Source organism: Streptomyces kanamyceticus, from assembly GCF_008704495.1.
GTDB lineage: Bacteria > Actinomycetota > Actinomycetes > Streptomycetales > Streptomycetaceae > Streptomyces > Streptomyces kanamyceticus.
In genome coordinates, this window is the sequence record NZ_CP023699.1 from 2,741,543 (window position 1) to 2,759,833 (window position 18,291).

Annotated in this window: 15 protein-coding genes and 1 pseudogene; 5 read left to right on the forward strand and 11 right to left on the reverse strand. The window is 71.5% G+C overall.

The window, feature by feature from the left end:
* Positions 1 to 8: 8 nt before the first annotated feature.
* From CP970_RS10845 to CP970_RS10855, 3 genes are all read right to left on the reverse strand, one after another.
* Complete coding sequence (locus CP970_RS10845) at positions 9 to 305, reverse strand: DUF4193 domain-containing protein (RefSeq protein ID WP_055544889.1); 297 nt, start codon at positions 303 to 305, stop codon at positions 9 to 11.
* A 394-nt stretch (positions 306 to 699) separates the two neighbouring features.
* The gene (locus CP970_RS10850; RefSeq protein ID WP_055544890.1) at positions 700 to 1,944 is read right to left on the reverse strand and encodes a sensor histidine kinase; all 1,245 of its coding nucleotides are present in this window, start codon (positions 1,942 to 1,944) and stop codon (positions 700 to 702) included.
* Between the two features lie 6 nt (positions 1,945 to 1,950).
* Complete coding sequence (locus CP970_RS10855) at positions 1,951 to 2,604, reverse strand: response regulator transcription factor (RefSeq protein ID WP_055544891.1); 654 nt, start codon at positions 2,602 to 2,604, stop codon at positions 1,951 to 1,953.
* Between the two features lie 311 nt (positions 2,605 to 2,915).
* Between CP970_RS10855 and CP970_RS44150 the strand changes: the two genes are divergently transcribed.
* On the forward strand, positions 2,916 to 3,089 hold the full coding sequence (locus CP970_RS44150) for a hypothetical protein (protein WP_169801200.1): 174 nt from the start codon (positions 2,916 to 2,918) through the stop codon (positions 3,087 to 3,089).
* Between the two features lie 113 nt (positions 3,090 to 3,202).
* On the opposite strand, the gene CP970_RS10860 is transcribed toward CP970_RS44150, so the two are convergent.
* Both CP970_RS10860 and CP970_RS10865 read right to left on the reverse strand, forming a co-directional pair.
* A complete protein-coding gene (locus CP970_RS10860; protein WP_055544892.1) occupies positions 3,203 to 4,018 on the reverse strand; it encodes an inositol monophosphatase family protein in 816 nt (271 codons plus the stop codon).
* Positions 4,019 to 4,028: 10 nt separating this feature from the next.
* The gene (locus CP970_RS10865) at positions 4,029 to 5,156 is read right to left on the reverse strand and encodes a ferrochelatase (RefSeq protein WP_055544893.1); all 1,128 of its coding nucleotides are present in this window, start codon (positions 5,154 to 5,156) and stop codon (positions 4,029 to 4,031) included.
* Positions 5,157 to 5,300: 144 nt separating this feature from the next.
* On the opposite strand from CP970_RS10865, the gene CP970_RS10870 reads away from it, so the two are divergent.
* Both CP970_RS10870 and CP970_RS10875 read left to right on the forward strand, forming a co-directional pair.
* The gene (locus tag CP970_RS10870; RefSeq protein ID WP_055544894.1) at positions 5,301 to 6,557 is read left to right on the forward strand and encodes an MFS transporter; all 1,257 of its coding nucleotides are present in this window, start codon (positions 5,301 to 5,303) and stop codon (positions 6,555 to 6,557) included.
* Positions 6,499 to 7,836: a D-arabinono-1,4-lactone oxidase gene (locus tag CP970_RS10875; protein ID WP_055544895.1), complete on the forward strand. Its 1,338-nt coding sequence runs from the start codon at positions 6,499 to 6,501 to the stop codon at positions 7,834 to 7,836. Before CP970_RS10870 ends, CP970_RS10875 begins: the two co-directional genes overlap by 59 nt.
* A gap of 6 nt (positions 7,837 to 7,842) precedes the next feature.
* Here the strand turns inward: CP970_RS10875 and CP970_RS10880 are convergent, their stop codons facing one another.
* Positions 7,843 to 8,964, reverse strand: coding sequence for a hypothetical protein (locus CP970_RS10880; protein WP_063806023.1), 1,122 nt, complete (start codon positions 8,962 to 8,964; stop codon positions 7,843 to 7,845).
* A gap of 475 nt (positions 8,965 to 9,439) precedes the next feature.
* On the opposite strand from CP970_RS10880, the gene sepH reads away from it, so the two are divergent.
* Positions 9,440 to 10,543 carry a septation protein SepH gene (gene sepH / locus CP970_RS10885; RefSeq protein WP_055544896.1) on the forward strand — a complete coding sequence of 368 codons (1,104 nt, stop codon included), beginning with the start codon at positions 9,440 to 9,442 and terminating at the stop codon, positions 10,541 to 10,543.
* Positions 10,544 to 10,669: 126 nt separating this feature from the next.
* On the opposite strand, the gene CP970_RS10890 is transcribed toward sepH, so the two are convergent.
* Complete coding sequence (locus CP970_RS10890) at positions 10,670 to 11,515, reverse strand: sulfurtransferase (RefSeq protein WP_055544897.1); 846 nt, start codon at positions 11,513 to 11,515, stop codon at positions 10,670 to 10,672.
* A 439-nt stretch (positions 11,516 to 11,954) separates the two neighbouring features.
* Between CP970_RS10890 and CP970_RS10895 the strand changes: the two genes are divergently transcribed.
* On the forward strand, positions 11,955 to 12,680 hold the full coding sequence (locus CP970_RS10895; protein ID WP_079043266.1) for a VOC family protein: 726 nt from the start codon (positions 11,955 to 11,957) through the stop codon (positions 12,678 to 12,680).
* 1 nt (position 12,681) lies between these two features.
* Here CP970_RS10895 and CP970_RS10900 read toward each other — a convergent pair.
* From CP970_RS10900 to CP970_RS10915, 4 genes and pseudogenes are all read right to left on the reverse strand, one after another.
* Positions 12,682 to 13,343: pseudogene (locus CP970_RS10900) on the reverse strand (thymidine kinase).
* Between the two features lie 60 nt (positions 13,344 to 13,403).
* A complete protein-coding gene (locus CP970_RS10905) occupies positions 13,404 to 14,594 on the reverse strand; it encodes an alkaline phosphatase family protein (RefSeq protein ID WP_055544900.1) in 1,191 nt (396 codons plus the stop codon).
* Positions 14,594 to 15,181 (reverse strand): DUF5998 family protein, encoded by a 588-nt coding sequence (locus CP970_RS10910; RefSeq protein ID WP_055544901.1) that lies wholly within the window; start codon positions 15,179 to 15,181, stop codon positions 14,594 to 14,596. Before CP970_RS10910 ends, CP970_RS10905 begins: the two co-directional genes overlap by 1 nt.
* A gap of 83 nt (positions 15,182 to 15,264) precedes the next feature.
* A complete protein-coding gene (locus tag CP970_RS10915; RefSeq protein WP_055544902.1) occupies positions 15,265 to 18,150 on the reverse strand; it encodes a bifunctional acetate--CoA ligase family protein/GNAT family N-acetyltransferase in 2,886 nt (961 codons plus the stop codon).
* Positions 18,151 to 18,291 lie beyond the last annotated feature (141 nt).

The window sequence follows — 18,291 nt, forward strand, 5'->3', positions numbered from 1 at the left end:
ACCCCGTCTCAGTCGCAGTCGCGGCAGATCGGCTGGCCGTTCTTCTCGCGGGCCAGCTGGCTGCGGTGGTGGACCAGGAAGCAGCTCATGCAGGTGAACTCGTCCTGCTGCTTCGGGAGCACGCGTACGGCGAGCTCCTCGTTGGAAAGGTCCGCGCCGGGCAGTTCGAGGCCTTCGGCGGCCTCGAACTCGTCGACGTCGACCGCCGAGGTCGACTTGTCGTTCCGTCGAGCCTTCAGCTCCTCGATGCTGTCCTCGTTGACGTCATCGTCGGTCTTGCGTGGGGTGTCGTAGTCCGTTGCCATGTCGCTCTCCCCCTCTGGGTGTCTGCGGGTGTCTCAGCGCACGTAACGCGTGAGAGGCCGGACTTGTGCCCGACCTGAGGCGGAGATTTTGCCTCACATCAAGGTCTGTTACTCAATCGACACCCAACCGCACCCCTGAAGAGGTGATCGGTTTGGATGGCGATCGGGACCGTACACGGTCCGAATGTCGCACTTCACGGGCGCCACCCCGTGTACTTCCCGTGATCAAGACCCCCGAAAACCCGGATTTTCCCGGCTTTCCGACGACTTTGGTGATCACAGAGAGTAGATGGCCGAAAATTCACCTCTGTGATCGATCACACATGAAATCTCCGGGATCGGGTCCTGAAAATTCCGCGCAAAGCGAACATCGAGGCGCGTCCCCGGCAGCATCTCAGAGGGGCAGGGTGACACGCATCACGAGTCCGCCCCCCTCTCGCGGCTCCGCGATGATACGGCCTCCGTGGGCCCGGGCCACCGAGCGGGCGATCGACAGACCGAGACCGACGCCCTTGTCACTGCCGGTCCGCTCGGTCCGCAGCCGCCTGAAGGGCTCGAAGAGGGTGTCGATCTCGTACGCGGGCACCACGGGACCCGTGTTCGACACCACGAGGACCGCCTGGCCGTGCTGGGCCTCCGTGGTCACCTCGACCCAGCCGTCCTGCGGCACGTTGTACCGAACGGCGTTCTGGACGAGGTTCAGGGCGATCCGCTCCAGGAGGACGCCATTGCCCTGGACGACCGCCAGCGCACGCTCCCCGCGGATCTCCACGCCCTTCACGTCCGCCTCGCTCCGCACCTGGTCGACGGCGCGGTTGGCGACCTCGGCGAGGTCGACCGGCTTGCGCTCCACGATCTGGTTGTCGCTGCGGGCGAGCAGCAGCAGGCCCTCCACGAGCTGCTCGCTGCGCTCGTTGGTCGCCAGGAGCGTCTTGCCGAGCTGCTGGAGCTCGGGGGGCGCCGCCGGGTCGGAGAGGTGCACTTCGAGCAGCGTCCGGTTGATCGCGAGCGGTGTGCGCAGCTCGTGCGACGCGTTGCCGACGAACCGCTGCTGGGCGGTGAAGGCCCGTTCCAGACGGTCGAGCATCTCGTCGAACGTGTCCGAAAGTTCCTTCAACTCGTCGTCAGGGCCGTCCAGTTCGATGCGCCGGGACAGGTCGGTTCCCGCCACGCGGCGCGCGGTGCGCGTGATGCGGCCGAGCGGGGACAGGACACGGCCCGCCATGGCGTACCCGAACGCGAAGGCGATCACGGCGAGCCCGAGGAGGGCGAGCAGCGAACGGCTGAGGAGGTTGTCCAGGGCGTTCTGGCGCAGGTCGTTGACGCAGTCGTTCAGCACCGAGTTGAGCTGGTCCGCCGGGATCCGGGCCTCCGCCGGCAGGTTGTGACAGGTCTGGCTGCTCACCTTGGAGCCGCCCTCGATCCTGAACGGCAGATCACTGCCCACGTTCAGGGCCTGCGCGGCGAGCAGGTAGATGATCGAGAGCAGCAGGATGCCCGCGATCAGGAACATGCCGCCGTAGAGCAGCGTGAGGCGTATGCGGATCGTGGGGCGCAGCCACGGGAACGGCGGGTCTGCCTTCCTCGGGTCCCACGTCGGCTTCGGGGGCGCTGCCGGTGGCGCCGGGGTCGCGGCCACCGCGGATCAGATCCGGTAGCCGGAGCCCGGCACCGTCACGATGACGGCGGGCTCACCGAGCTTGCGGCGCAGGGTCATGACGGTGACCCGGACGACGTTCGTGAACGGGTCCGTGTTCTCGTCCCAGGCCTTCTCCAGGAGCTGCTCGGCGGAGACGACGGCGCCCTCGCTGCGCAGCAGCACTTCGAGGACCGCGAACTCCTTGGGGGCGAGCTGGATCTCCTTGCCGTCCCGGAAGACCTCGCGGCGGTTGGGGTCGAGCTTGATCCCGGCGCGCTCCAGGACGGGCGGCAGCGGCACACTGGTGCGCCGCCCGAGGGCACGCACGCGTGCCGTGAGCTCGCTGAACGCGAAGGGCTTGGGGAGGTAGTCGTCTGCCCCGATCTCCAGGCCCTCGACACGATCACTGACGTCGCCCGACGCGGTGAGCATCAGGACACGGGTCGGCATGCCGAGTTCGACGATCTTGCGGCAGACGTCGTCGCCGTGCACGAGCGGGAGGTCCCGGTCGAGCACCACGACGTCGTAGTCGTTGACCCCGATGCGCTCCAGGGCGGCCGCTCCGTCGTACACGACGTCGACGGCCATGGCCTCCCGGCGCAGTCCGGTGGCCACCGCATCGGCGAGCAGCTGCTCGTCCTCGACGACGAGTACACGCACGTCGCTGTCCTTCCTCTGTGCCCTGCGGGCAGGGCAGGTCTCTGTTTACGGGGGGTGAGGCCTCCATCCTGCCCCTTTCGGCCATAAACCGGCTGTAAGGCGGCTCCGGGCCCCCGGGAATGCGGGATTTTCTCCCGCTGTTGAGGTTTCTGCGGAACGGAGCAAGGGGAGGACGGCCTTACACCCGCGATCACGCTTTGTATGTGGCACGCCACGAACTGCTTTCCAGGGCAGCGAGAGACGTGATCGCCCCTTCTTTGAGGGCACACCCCCGTGCCATCGACCCACGACCCAGCCGAGGGGGCGCAACCATGGACGCATTCACCGCAGGTCTTCTGCAGCGCATAAAGGCCACGGAGTCCGACCTCACGAAGGCCCGTGAGACGGGAGACGACTTCCTTGCCGAGGTCGAGCAGGCGGAGCTGGAAGATCTCCACCGCCTGGCCGCCGAGCACGGAGTCGAGGTAGGCGCTCTGCAGGCCTGACCGACGCCTCAGCACGACACGGAAGGGCCCCGGCATCCCAGGAGAGGTGCCGGGGCCTTCTGCGTGTCCGCGTGCGCCGCCTCCCGGGCGTGCCCGCGAGGCGGTGGTCCCGGTCAGTCGTGCCAGGCGCCGAGGTCGTCCAGGAGGCCCTGGAGCGTCTCGAAGAGGCCGGGCGGTGCCGCGACGGCCAGCTCCCCGGAGAGTGCCTCACCGGGGCGGCCACCGGTCAGCGCGCCCGCCTCGCGGGCGACGAGGTCTCCGGCCGCGAAGTCCCACGGGTTGAGCCCGCGCTCGTAGTACGCGTTGAGGCGGCCGACCGCGACGTCGCACAGGTCGATCGCGGCGGAGCCCCCGCGCCTGATGTCCCGCACCTGGGGGATCAGATGTCTGGCCACCTCGGCCTGGCGCACGCGGCGCTCGGTGAGGTAGCCGAAGCCGGTCCCGACGAGGGCCTCGGCGAACGGCGGCGCGGGCCGCACGCGCGCGGGACGGTCGTTGACGAAGGCGCCCTCCCCGAGGACCGCGCGGTACGTCTCGCCGCGCATCGGGGCGTGCACGACGCCGACGAGGGTCTCGCCGTCCTTGCGGGCGGCGATGGACACCGACCAGTCGGGGCGCCCGTACAGATAGTTGACCGTGCCGTCGATCGGGTCGATCACCCACTGCACGCCGCTGCTGCCCTCGGAGCTCGCGCCCTCCTCACCGAGCACGCCGTCGGCCGGCCTGCGCTCGGCGAGGAAGCCGGTGATGAGCTTCTCGGACGCGATGTCCATCTCGGTGACGACGTCGACGGCGCTGGACTTGGTGGCGGCGACTCCCAGGTCGTCGGGGCGTCCGTCGCGCAGGAAGGTCCCCGCGCGCCGCGCGGCCTCCAGGGCGACGTCGAGGAGTTCTGCCTTGAGGGCCTCGTGGGCCTTGAGGTCGGTCACGTCAACGTCCTTACGCGTACGGGCTGTCGACACCCGCGGCCGCGGGCTTCGGCGCGCGGGCCGGGCAGCAGCCCACCGGACACAGGTCGTGGCTCGCCCCGAGCGCCCCGAGGGCGCAAGGCGTGACGGTTCTGCCGTTCTCCGTCGCGGCCCGTTCGAGAACCAGTTCCCTGATCGCCGCGGCGAACCGCGGGTCGGCCCCGACGGTCGCCGAGCGGCGCACCTCGAGCCCCAGCTCCGCCGCCTTGGCCTCGGCCTCGGTGTCGAGGTCGTACAGGACCTCCATGTGGTCGGAGACGAAGCCGATCGGGACCATCACGACCGCGGGCGCCCCGGCGGCGTGCCGCTCCTCCAGGTGGTCGCAGATGTCCGGCTCCAGCCACGGGATGTGCGGGGCGCCGCTGCGCGACTGGTAGACGAGCTGCCAGGGGTGCTCGACGCCGGTCTCCTCGCGCACCGCGTCGGCGATCAGCCGGGCCACGTCCAGGTGCTCCTTGACGTAGGCGCCGCCGTCGCCGTGGTCCTCGACGCGGCCCGACGTGTCCGCCGCGGAGTGGGGGATCGAGTGGGTCGTGAAGGCCAGGTGCGCGCCCTCGCGTACGTCGTCGGGGAGGTCGGCGAGGGACGTCAGGACGCCGTCGATCATGGGGCGTACGAAACCGGGGTGGTTGAAGTAGTGCCGCAGCTTGTCGACCCGGGGCGGCTCCAGGCCCTCGGCCCGCAGCGTGGCGAGCGAGTCCGCGAGGTTCTCCCGGTACTGCCTGCACCCCGAGTACGAGGCGTACGCGCTGGTGGCGAGGGTCAGGATGCGGCGGTGCCCGTCGGTGACCATCTCGCGCAGGGTGTCGGTCAGATACGGCGCCCAGTTGCGATTGCCCCAGTAGACCGGCAGGTCGAGGCCGTGCTCCGCGAAGTCCTTGCGCAGGACGTCGAGCAGGGCGCGGTTCTGGTCGTTGATCGGGCTGACCCCGCCGAACAGGAAGTAGTGCTGCCCCACCTCCTTGAGCCGCTCCTTGGGGATGCCGCGCCCGCGCGTCACGTTTTCCAGGAACGGGACGACGTCGTCGGGCCCCTCCGGGCCTCCGAACGAGAGCAGCAGCAGGGCGTCATAGGGAGTGGGATCGAGCGCATCGGACATGTATCCGATCCTGCCACCCGCCACTGACAGCGAAAAATCACGGTGCGGTCCGGCCTGTCGGAGCCGTAAGCTGTATGGGCCATCTTTACGCCTTACCGGAGCCCCTCCCCGCGGAGCCGCCCCGGCGCCTCAGCGGAGTCCCACGTGCCAAGCCCCTACCGCGCCCTCTTCGCCGCCCCCGGCACCAAGGCCTTCTCCACCGCCGGGTTCCTCGGCCGGATGCCGCTGTCGATGATGGGCATCGGCATCGTGACGATGGTGTCCCAGCTCACCGGGCGGTACGGCCTGGCGGGCGCGCTGTCCGCCACCGTCGCGCTGTCCGCGGCCGCGATCGGACCGCAGATCTCCCGCCTCGTGGACCGGCACGGCCAGCGCCGGGTGCTTCGGCCCGCGACGCTGGTCTCCCTGGTCGCGGTCACCGGGCTGTTGCTCTGCGCGAAGTTCGAGGCACCGGACTGGACGCTGTTCCTCTTCGCCGCCTTGGTCGGCTGCGTGCCGAGCGTGGGCTCGATGATCAGGGCCCGCTGGGCCGTGCTCTACCGCGACACCCCGCAGCTGCACACCGCGTACTCCTTCGAGTCCGTGATCGACGAGGTCTGCTTCATCTTCGGCCCGATCATCTCGATCGGCCTGTCCACCGTCTGGTTCCCCGAGGCGGGACCGCTGCTCGCCGGGGTGTTCCTCGCCGCGGGCGTCTTCTGGCTGACGTCCCAGCGCGCCACCGAGCCGGTGCCGCACTCGCGCGAACACCACACCGGCGGCTCGGCGTTGCGCTCCGGCGGCCTTCAGGTGCTCGTCGCCACGTTCGTCGCGACCGGTGCGATCTTCGGGTCGATCGACGTGGTGACGGTGGCGTACGCGGAGGACCAGGGCCACAAGTCGCTGGCGAGTCTCGTGCTCGCGGTCTATGCCCTCGGCTCGTGCCTCGCCGGAGCGGCGTTCGGCCTCATCCACTTCAAGGGAGCCCCGGCACCCCGGTGGCTGCTGGGTGTCTGCGCGATGGCCGTGAGTATGATCCCGCTTCAACTGGTCGGGAACCTTCCGTTGCTGGCCGTGGCGCTCTTTGTCGCGGGCCTCTCCATCGCGCCGACGATGATCACGACGATGGCCCTCGTCGAACAGCACGTACCACGCGCGAAACTGACCGAGGGCATGACCTGGGTGAGCACCGGCCTCGCGGTCGGTGTCGCGCTCGGCTCCTCCGCGGCCGGCTGGGTCATCGACGCCGCGGGCCCGGACGCCGGGTACGGGGTTCCGGGGATCTCCGGAGCCGTCGCGGTCGCGGTCGGGTTCCTGGGGTATCGCCGGCTGAAGCGGCCGGTTCCGCGACGGGGAGGGACCCATGAGCACGGGAACGGGCAGGGGCACGAGCGGCGGGAAGACCACAGCGACGTGGCGTAACTGGGCGGGCAACGTCGCCGCGCGGCCGGTCAGGGAGACCACGCCCGCGTCGGTGGAGGAACTCTCCGCGGCCCTGCGCGGGGCCAGGGAGGACGGCCTCAAGGCGAAGCCCGTCGGTTCGGGGCACTCCTTCACTGCGGCCGCCGCGACCGACGGCCTGCTGATACGCCCCGATCTGCTCACCGGCATCCGGAAGATCGACCGCGAGGCGGGCACGGTCACCGTGGAGGCCGGTACTCCGCTCAAGCGCCTGAACACGGCGCTCGCCCGCGAGGGCCTGTCGCTGACGAACATGGGCGACATCATGGAGCAGACCGTCTCCGGAGCCGTCAGCACCGGGACGCACGGCACGGGCCGCGACTCGGCCTCGATCGCCGCCCAGATCAGGGCGCTCGAACTGGTCACCGCGGACGGCACGGTGCTGACCTGTTCCGCCGAGGAGAACCCCGACGTCTTCGCGGCCGCCCGCATCGGGCTCGGCGCGCTCGGCGTCATCACCGCGATCACCTTCGCCGTGGAGCCGGTCTTCTATCTGACGGCTCGCGAGGAGCCGATGACCTTCGACGAGGTCACCGGCGAATTCGACGCGCTCTTCACCGAGAACGAGCACTTCGAGTTCTACTGGTTCCCGCACACGGGCAACTGCAACACCAAGCGCAACAACCGGAGCCCCGGCCCCGCGGCCCCGCCCGGCAAGGTGAGCGCCTTCATCGAGGACGAGCTGCTCTCCAACGGCCTCTTCCAGGTGGTCAACTCGCTCGGCCGCGCCGTGCCCGCCACCATCCCCGGCATCGCCAAGATCTCCAGCAAGGCGCTCTCCGCCCGCACCTACACGGACATCCCCTACAAGGTCTTCACCAGCCCGCGCCGGGTCCGCTTCATGGAGATGGAGTACGCCGTTCCGCGCGAGGCCCTGGTGGCGACGCTGCGCGAGCTGAAGGCGATGGTGGAGCGCTCCAGGCTGCGGATCAGCTTCCCCGTGGAGGTCCGTACGGCGCCCGCGGACGACATCGCGCTCTCCACGGCATCGGGCCGGGAGAGCGCGTACATCGCCGTCCACATGTACAAGGGCACGCCCTACCAGGCGTACTTCACCGCCGCCGAGCGGATCTTCACCGCGCACGAGGGGCGGCCGCACTGGGGCAAGGTGCACACGCGCGACGCGGAGTACTTCTCCAAGGCGTACCCCCGCTTCGGCGAGTTCACGGCCCTGCGCGACCGCCTCGACCCGGACCGCCTCTTCGGCAACGACTACCTCCGGCGCGTCCTCGGCGACTGACCCCGCCTACTGCTCGGGGGTCTCCGCCTGCTGCGGGTCACCGCCCGTGCCGGTCCCCGTGCCGCTCGACGGAGTGGGCGTCGGGGTCGGCGTGGGTGTCGGGGTCGGCGTGGGCGTCGGGTCGGTCTTCGAACCGTCGTCTCCGGAGCCGGTGTCCTTGTCCTTGTCCTTGTCGGGATCCGTGCCGGTGCCCTTGTCGGGGTCCTGGCTGCCGGTGCCGTTCGGGTCCTGGGTGGCCCCGTTGCCCTCCTGGGATCCGTCGTCCGTGCCCGAAGTGCCGTCGTCCGACGGATGGCTGGAGGGGTCGCTCGACGGCGTGGACGGTGACTCCGGAGGGGTGTTGTTCCCCTTGAAGAAGTTGTTGAGCGTCGTGCCCGTGCCCTTGCCGCTGAAGTTCTCGTCGGAGACGAGTTCGTACGTGGTGATCCCCGCCATCGAGACGCCGAACACCACGGCCGCCGCGATCAACGGCCGCTTCCAGCTGCGGATCCGCGTGCGGTGCGTGGTGCCCTCGGTGAACTCGTCCGACGGCGGCGGTTCGGTGGCGGGCGGCGGAACCGGCACAGGGCCCCCGGCGCGCAGCACGCGCGTGGCGTCGTCGCGCGGCACCGGCCGCGTGGCGTCCACCGAGCCGAGGAGCTGGGTCCGCTCGGCGTCCGGGTCCGCGGCGGGCAGCACGGCCGTGGGATCCGCGGCGTCCGCGGCGGGCAGCACCGTGGTCTCGTCGGCATCGGCGGCCTGCGGTCTGCCCCACGTGGTGGTGACGGGTCCGGTCGCGGACACGGCTCCCGTGTAGGCGGCGGTCCTGAACGTCTCGGGCACCTGCGTCACGGCGGTCACCGGGACTTGGCGCGCCTTCGGCTTGGCCTGGACAGTGACGTCACGTATCTGCTCGCCCGTGCGCTTGAAGAAGTGCTGGAAGATCGTTCCGCCACAGGTCGCGACCGCGCTGACGACACCGGCGCCGAGGATCGTTCCGTAGACACCGAGGTTGGAGGCGAGCTTCGCCGCCACCACCGCGGCGATGGCGCTTCCCGCCACCTGCGGCACGCTGAGATCGAGGCGCCGCTTCCCCTCCGGCGCCTGCTGGTCGTTCGACTCCTTGCCGGAATCCGGCTTTTCACGCATCTCCGACCCTTGCCTACCTTTCTCGACTGACTACACGAGAAAGGGACGTATGACCGAAGTGATTAGTTCCGTTTCCGGTTTTTCCGTGAAGTGCGCCACGCGTGCGTACGGCCCGCCGGACACACACCGAACGGAGGGGCCCGCCAACTCCCTTCCTCCACGAGAAGTTCGGCGGCGCGGCGGTCCACCCGCGTGGCCCGAATGGAGTACTGTTGCGAGCCCTGGGTCCGGTCTCCCGCCAGGGTGCCCGGGACCTTGCCAGGACCGCCGGGTGGGGGGCTCGCTGCACAGGGTGACGAACGTCGTCACTTAGCGTTGCGAAAAGGTAACCGTGCCATAACGGCGGTCCAGGGCCCCTGCCCGACACGCCGGGCAACTCGGCAAGGTTGTGGCAGGCTGCACCCGGGCAGGCCACACTCGACTAGCGGAAGCAGCGACGCACGTGACGTCGGCAGGCACCACCCGGGAGGTCCCCATGCCCGAACTGCGTGTCGTGGCCGTCAGCAACGACGGCACACGGCTGGTGCTGAAGGCTGCGGACAGCACGGAGTACACGCTTCCGATCGACGAGCGGCTGCGTGCGGCAGTCCGCGGCGACCGGCCCCGACTCGGCCAGATCGAGATCGAGGTGGAGAGCCACCTCCGCCCGCGCGACATCCAGGCGCGGATACGTGCCGGTGCCAGCGCGGAGGAAGTCGCCTCCCTCGCCGGAATCCCCGTCGATCGCGTCCGCCGCTTCGAAGGACCCGTGCTCGCCGAGCGCGCCTTCATGGCGGAGCGCGCCCGGAAGACTCCCGTCCGCCGTCCCGGCGAGAACACCGGACCCCAGCTCGGCGAGGCCGTCCAGGAGCGCCTGCTCCTTCGCGGCGCCGACAAGGACACCGTCCAGTGGGACTCCTGGCGCCGTGACGACGGGACCTGGGAGGTCCTGCTCGTCTACCGCGTCGCGACCGAGCCGCACTCCGCGAGCTGGACGTACGACCCGCCCAGGCGGCTCGTCCAGGCCGTGGACGACGAGGCGCGCTCGCTGATCGGCGAGAGCGACGACATCGCCGCGCCCGAGCCCAGCTTCCCGTTCGTGCCGCGCATCGCCAGGCTGCCCAGGGACCGTCCCCTCGACCGGCCCTTGGACCGGCCGCTCGACCGCGCCCTCGACCGGCAGCTGGACCGCCCGAGCATTCCGGCCCCTCCGGCCGACCCGTCGGAGGAGAGCGCGGGTGCGGGTGCCGCGGTCGCCGAGCAGGAGCGCGACTCGCTGACCAGCCTCCTGGAGGCGGTGCCGAGCTTCCGGGGCGACATGGTCGTGCCGGAGCGCCCGTCCACGGCGCCCGCCGCGGAGCTTCCTCCGCAGGAGGAGCCCGAGCAGGAGCCCGACGCGGAGGAGCCGCCCGCCGCGGCAGGCGCCGGTGCGGCGTACGCGGACGTGCTCATGCCCCGCTCGGTGGCCAGCCACCGGGACCGCCTCGTCGGCTCCACCGACCGCCAGGCCGAGGCCGACGGCGTGCGCCCGGGGCGGCGCGCGGCGGTGCCCAGCTGGGACGAGATCGTCTTCGGCACGCGCCGCAAGAAGCAGGAGTAGCCGTCCAGCAGCAGGAATCAGCCTTCGCCCGTCCGCGGGCGACCGCGCAGCGGCAGGAACGGGCCCCGCACCGGACAGGTGCGGGGCCCGTTCGCGTACGGCCGCGGGCAGGAGGCCGCAGCCGGACTACTGCGGGTCGGGGCCCGTCGCCACGGGGCGCTCGGGGTCGGCCGACCACTGGGACCACGAACCGACGTACAGCGCGGCCGGAATGCCCGCCACCGCGAGGGCGAGCACCTCATGGGCGCCGGAGACGCCGGATCCGCAGTAGACGCCGATCTCCGAAGTACCCGAAGCGCTCGAAGGGCCCGAAGCGCCCAGCGCCTTGAAGCGGTCCGCCAGTTCGGCGGCGGGCTTGAAGCGGCCGTCCGCGGTGACGTTCTCCGTGGTCGGCGCCGACACCGCGCCCGGGATGTGCCCGGCGACGCTGTCGATCGGCTCGACCTCGCCCCGGTAGCGCTCGCCCGCGCGGGCGTCCAGGAGCAGACCCGAGCGGGCCAGGGCCGCCGCGGAGTCGGCGTCCAGGAAGTCGGTGCTGTTCGGCGCGGGCACGAAGGAGCCCGCGGCCGGGGCGTCGCCCTCGCCCTGCTCCACATCACCCGTCCACAGGGCGATGCCGCCGTCGAGGACGCGGACCGAGGGGTGCCCCGTCCAGCGCAGCATCCACCACAGACGTGCGGCCGCCCAGTTCTGGCCAGTGTCGTACACGACGACAGACCGCTCCGGAGAGACGCCCGCCGCCCGCATGACGGCACCGAAGTGGTCGAGATCCGGCAGCGGATGCCGACCCTCCGCGCCCGCCTCACCCGTGACGTCGGCCTCCAGGTCGACGAAAACCGCAGACGGGAGGTGTCCTTCCCGGTACGCGGAGCGCATGGAGCCCTCGTGCTGCCAGCGGACGTCGAGGACGACGGGCGGCTGCTCGCCCGCCAGGTCGCTCGCGAGTTCGGATACGGAGATGATGGCATTCATGGGCCCCATCCTTGCGCACGGGGTGGCCGCGCCGCCAAGGTCCGGCTACCCTGCTCCGCCGGACGTCGCCCGAACACGGGGCGTACGGAAACCAGCACGCCCTGTACAGCAGATGGACACAGCTCGGCAAGCACGCGTTCGTGGGTGATCAACCACATGCCGGGCATCCTCCGCGGGAAAGCGGCGGCGCGGCGCGGCCGGGACGCGCGGCGCGACAGGTGGTGCGAGCATCTGCGAGGGCGCGCATTCGCGCGGCGAGGGTACGCGTGTTCGGAAGCGGAGCGGCCCCATGAGGGCCGAGGAGAGGTTGACGATGACCGAGGCACGGGCGGACGGAGCCTCCCCTGAAAGGAACTCGTCGGAGTCCTTGGGGCAGGCTTCGCGTGACGGCGCGAGGACCGGTCGGCACACACCCGGCACACCATGCTGGGTGAGCCTGATGGCACACGGCCTGAGGGCCACCCAGGAGTTCTACGGGGCGCTCTTCGGCTGGGAGTTCCGGCCGGGACCCGAGCAGCTCGGCCCCTACGTGCGGGCGCTGCTCGACGGCCACGAGGTGGCGGGCATCGGCCAGCTGCCGCCCGACCGGCACCTGCCCATCGCCTGGACGCCCTATCTGGCCAGCGACGACGTGGACGCGACGGCCGAGGCGGTACGGCACTGCGGCGGCACGGTCGGCGTGGGCCCGATCGACGCGGGCGAGGCCGGGCGGATGGCCATCGCCTCGGACCCGGCGGGCGCCGTCTTCGGCATCTGGCAGGCGGCGGGCCACGTGGGCCAGGCAGTCGCGGGCAGGCCGGGCACGCCCGTGTGGAACGAGCTGCTCACGCGGGAGACCGCGAGCGTCGTCAAGTTCTACCGGACCGTCTTCGGCTTCGCCGAGGAGGCGGTCGTCTCGGCCGACTTCGACTATCTGACGCTGCACGTGGCGGGCCGTCCCGTGGCGTCCATGCACGGCGCGGGCCAGGCGCTGCCGCGCGACCGGGGCCCGCACTGGATGACGTACTTCGAGGTCGCCGACGTGGACGAGTCGGTGGACCGGGTCGTCGAGCTCGGCGGCCACGTCGTCAAACCGGCCAAGGTCGGCACGCACGGCAGGATGGCCACGGTCGCCGACCCGGAGGGCGCGGTCTTCACCGTCGTGCGGTCGCACCCCGCCGACTGAGTCAGGAGCGGGAGGCCACCGCGTCGACCGGCAGCACGTCGGGCGAGAGGGCTCCGGCGCGCGCGGTCGCCGCGGTCGTCCTGCGCCGGTGGTGACGGCGGCACAGCACCTCGTAACCCACCTCGCCCGGCTGCTGGTTGACGTCACCGACGACGACCTGGGCACCCTCGACGACCATCTCGCCGCCTATGGTGCGGGCGTTGTGCGTGGCGCGGGCGCCGCACCAGCAGAGCGCCTCGACCTGGAGCACCTCGACCCGGTCGGCGAGCTCGACCAGGCGCTGCGAGCCGGGGAAGAGCTTGGAGCGGAAGTCCGTGGTGATGCCGAAGGCGAAGACGTCGAGGCCGAGGTCGTCGACGACGCGGGCGAGCTGGTCGATCTGTCCCGGGGCGAGGACTGTGCCTCGTCCGCGATCACGTAGTCCGCGCGGCCGCCCTGGGAGAGGTGGTCGACGAGGTGGGCGTAGAAGTCGAAGTCGTCGGCCGCCTCGATCGCGTCGGTGACGAGCCCGAGCCGCGAGGACAGCTTGCCCTCGCCCGCCCGGTCGTCCCTCGTGAAGATCATCCCTTGGAGCCCTCTGGCCGAGCGGTTGTGCTCGATCTGCAGAGCCAGGGTGCTCTTTCCGCAGTCCATCGTTCCGGAGAAGAACACCAGCTCGGGCATGGGAAGTTGAGGACCTTTCGGTACGGGCGTCATGGGGGGGGTGCCGTGCGGGGCGTACGGCTAGGAGCGTACTTCGAGGAGCGGCACGAGCTGCTCGACGGGGGTCATGGAGCCGTGCATGCCGACCAGGGCGGACTCCTTGGGCTCCCGCTCCGTGGCGATGATCGCCACGTCGTCGTGGGCCGCGGCGACGATGTCCCCGATGCGGCCGTACACACGTTGATCAATGTGTGGACCGAACCAGCCCGCGGCGATCGCCTCGTCCCTGCTCGCCACCCAGAACTGCTCGCCGAGCACCTCGCGCCAGACGGTCAGGACGTCGTTCTCGGCGCCTGGCACCGCGTAGACGTGCCGGGCGCGGCCCTCTCCGCCGAGCAAGGCGACGCCCGCGCGCAGCTCCCAGTCCTCGTCGAAGTCGATGCGCGACGCGTCGTCGAAGGGGATGTCGAGCATGCCGTGGTCGGCGGTCACGTACAGGGCGCTGCGCGGCGGCAGCTGCTCCGCGAGGCGCTGGGCGAGCCGGTCGACGTACATGAGCTGGCCGCGCCAGGCGTCGGAGTCCACTCCGAAGCGGTGGCCCTTGCCGTCCACCTCCGCGTAGTACGTGTAGACCAAGGACCGGTCCCCCGCGGCCAGTTGCGCGGCGGCGAGGTCCATGCGGTCCTCTCCGGAGAGCCTGCCCCGGAAGGATCCGCCGCTCAGGGCGATCTTGGTGAGCGGGGTGTTCTCGAAGGTCGGCGACGACACCTGCGCGGTGTGCACGCCCGCCGCGTGCGCCTGCTGGAAGACCGTGGGGTAGGGCTGCCACGCGCGCGGCTCGGTCCAGGGGTTCCAGCGGAGCTGGTTCATCAGCTCCGCGGTGTCCGGATTTCGGACCGTGTAGCCGGGCAGGCCGTGCGCGCCGGGCGGCAGGCCCGTGCCGACCGAGGCGAGCGAGGTCGCGGTGGTGGCGGGGAAGCCCGCGGTGATGGGCTGCCCGGTGCCGCCGCGCGAACTCGCGATGAGCGAGGTCAGGAAGGGCGCCTCGGCCGGGTGGGCCTTGAGCTGCTCCCAGCCGAGACCGTCGATCAGGAAGACGCAGTTCCGGTCAGCGGGGGCGAGTTCGGGGATGACCGGCTGTTCGTAGCCGGGCACTCCCTGGTGGGCGATCAGGGTGGGCAGCAGATCGGCGAGCGATCCGGCGCCGTACGCGGGCACGGGGGCGGTGTCGAGGGCGAGCGGCTCTACGTCGTCCCAGGCGGGCAGGGACATCAGCGGGCGGTCTCCGCGGTCGCCTCGGACAGTGCCTGGGCGAAGGCCAGCGTCTGGCGCACGGCGTCGGGGCCGTCGCCCGCCTCGCTGACGCGCAGGCTGAGGTCGTCGGCGGTCGAGCTGCCGGTGTAGCCGTGGTCCGCCTCGCAGTTGGGGTCGCCGCAGGCCGCGGGCTCCAGGTCGATGCGGGAGACGGCGCCCCAGCCGATGGTCAGGACGACCTCGCGGGGCAGCGCGCCGGGAACGTACTTCTCCGGGTTGGCGACGACGCGGCTGACGACGACCGACGAGATGCGGCCGATCTTGACCGACTCGGTGGAGGTGGTCGCGTACGGCGTCGGGGACGTGCTGTCCGCCGCCTGCTCGTCGGTGTGGCTGACGATGAAGCGCGTGCCGGTCAGGACGAGGACCGTGACGTGCCGACGCACTTCGTTCGCGTCGAACGTGGTCTCCTGGTGGACCAGATACGACCCGATGGCCTCACCGCCGATCGCGGCCTCCACCGCCTCGGCCACGAGGGCCGGGTAGTAGCCGCTGCGCTCGATCGCCGCGCGCAGCCCCTGGGTCGTCGTACCGGTCTTTGCCATGCCCTCCATCCTACGGCCCGGCGCGGGGCGCACGGTGCCCCGTGGCGGCCCCGGTGCCCGGCGGGCGCGCTCGGGCGTCCCGCTCAGTAGCCGGGCAGGGTGCGCGGCCCGAGATCGTCGCGGGCGGGCGGGGGCGCCAGCCGCACGGAGGCGCCGAGCACGGAGATGCCGTGCGGGGCGACGACTACGGGCTCCAGGGAGACGCCGACCACCTCGGGGTGGTCGTCGACGAGCCGCGAGACCCGCTGGAGGAGCTCTTCGAGTGCCGGGGTGTCCACGGGGGCGGAGCCGCGCCAGCCGAACAGGAGCGGCGCGGTCCGGATGGATCTGACCAGGGACGCGGCCTCCCGGTCGGTGACCGGGACGAGGCGGTGGGCGGTGTCCCCGAGCAGCTCGGAGGCGGCGCCCGCGAGGCCGAAGGAGAGCACCGCTCCGGCCGCCGGGTCGATGACCGCGCGCACGACGGTGTCGACGCCGCGCGGGACCATCCCCTGGACGACCGGCCGCAGCTCGGCGGGCTTGCCGAAGGTGTCGGTCAACTCCTGGTAGGCCCTGCGCAGTTGCTCCTCGTCCGCGAGATCGAGCCGGACGCCGCCGAGGTCGGCGCGGTGGCGCAGGTGCGGGGCCGTGGTCTTCAGGGCGACGGGATAGCCGAGCGTGCGGGCGGCCGCGGCGGCCGCGTCCGGACCGGGCGCGGGCAGGGCGTGGCGTACGCGAATGCCGTAGCGCCCGAGCAGCTCGTGGGCGTCGTCCTGGCCGAGGGTGGCACCGCGCGGATCGTCCTCCCCGGCAAGCAACTCCCCGATCCGCTCGGCGGCCCCGCCCTCGTCGATGTCCTCGTACTCATGAACCCGCCCGGGCTCGGCGGCATCGCGCCGCCACTGCGCGTACTTGACGGCTTCGGAGAGGGCACGGACGGCCCGCTCGGCGGCGGGGTAGGCGGGAATCCGGTACTCATCCGAGAGGGGTTCAGCCGCTGCTGTTGTGGGCAATCGTCCCGCTGGGCGAGTGGGGTCTCCCCTGCTCGAGCGAAGCCGAGAGCTTGGGGAAGGGTGGGCACAACCCCCGGCTCCGAGTACCGGGACGGCGGCATCGGGCCGGGTACTAGTAGCAGCAGCCAACGCACCCGCGAGCCCCCCAAGCTCGACATGAACCACGGCAACCGGCTTGGCAGGGCACCCCGCGGTCGCGGCCCGCAACTCCGTGGCCAGGGTCTCGGGGTCGGCAGCGACCCCGTCCTCCCGCACCCACGGAATCGCGTTGACGATCACCGCATCACACGCGTCGTCCGCCAGCGCCTCGGCGAGCGCCGCCCGGAAGTCGGCAGGCGTGGCCCCGGTCGTCAGATCGCGCGGCGGCAGCGGCCGAAGCCCGTCGGCGACGCACGCGTCGTACGTGAGGAGTCCGAGGGACTCGGAATTGCCGAGGATGCCCACGCGCGGCCCCGCGGGCAGCGGCTGGCCCGCGAGGAGCAGCCCCGCGTCGACCATCTCCGTGACCGTGTCGACGCGGATGACGCCCGCCTGGCGCAGCAGCGCGGAGACGGTGGCATGCGGCAGCCGCGTGGCCTGCACCGCGTGCCCGGTCGGCGCGATGCCGCTGTGCCGGGCGCCCTGCACCACGACGAGCGGCTTGGCGGTCGCCGAACGGCGGGCGAGGCGGGTGAACTTGCGGGGGTTGCCGATGGTCTCCAGGTACATCAGCGTGACGTCGGTGTCCGGGTCCTCGTACCAGTACTGGAGGACGTCGTTGCCCGACACGTCCGCACGGTTGCCCGAGCCCACGAACGTGGACAGGCCCGCGCCCCGCCGGTGAAGGCCGGACAGCAGGGCGATGCCGATCGCGCCGGACTGCGTGAACAGGCCGATCCTGCCGCGCACGGGCGCCTCGGGCGCGAGGGAGGCGTTGAGCCGCACCTCCGGAGAGGTGTTGATGACTCCGAAGGCGTTCGGGCCGATGATGCGCATGCCGTACGACCGCGCCTGGCGCACCAGTTCGCGCTGCCGCTCGCGCCCGTCGGCGCCGCTCTCCGCATAGCCCGCGGAGATCACCACCAGGCCCTGCACGCCGCGCTCACCGCACTCGGCGACGACCTGCGGCACCCGGTCGGCGGGCACTGCCACGACCGCGAGGTCGACCGGTTCGCCGGGGTCGATGTCCCGCACGGAGCGGTGGGCGGGCACTCCGTCGAGCTCGCCGTCGTCGTCGAACTCGCCGTTCACCGCGTACAGCCGCCCGGCGTATCCGGCCTCCTGGAGGTTGCGCAGCACGCTGCGGCCCACCCCGCCGGGGGTGCGGCCCACGCCGACCACGGCGACCGAGCGGGGCGTCAGGAGCCGCTGCACGGACCGCGCCTCGGCCCGGTGCTCGCGGGCGCGCTGCACGACGAGCGAGCGGTCGGTCGGCTCCAGATCGAATTCCAGGCGTACGACGCCGTCCTCGAAGCTGCGCTTCTGCTGATAGCCCGCGTCCGTGAACACCTTGATCATCTTGGTGTTGGCGGGCAGCACCTCGGCCACGAAGCGGCGGATGCCGCGCTCCCTGGCGACGGCCGCGATGTGTTCGAGGAGCGCGGAGGCCACTCCCCTGCCCTGGTGGGCGTCCTGCACGAGGAAGGCGACCTCGGCCTCGTCGGCGGGCGCGCTGGCGGCCATGCCGCGCCCGTCGATGCGGTCGTAGCGCACGGTGGCGATGAACTCGCCGCCGACGGTCGCCGCGAGCCCCACCCGGTCCACCTGGTCGTGATGGGTGAACCGGTGCACGTCCTTGGCGGAGAGGCGGGGGTAGGGCGCGAAGAACCGGTAGTACTTCGACTCGTCGGAGACCTGTTCGTAGAAGCTGACCAGACGGTCCGCGTCCGCGGCCCTGATGGGCCTGATCCGGGCGGTGCCCCCGTCGCGCAGCACCACATCGGCTTCCCAGTGGGCGGGATAGTCGTGCCGATCCTGCTGATCCGACGGGCTCTGCATGGGGCCAGGGTACGGGTCGCGCGTCCGCTGGGGCCGGGGCAGGCTAGGACAGGTCGAAAGGCGGCCGGGAGCGGGACGTACGTCCGGCAGAGCACCCGTGACGGCATGAGACACTGGTCTAGACAAGTGTGAAACACCTGG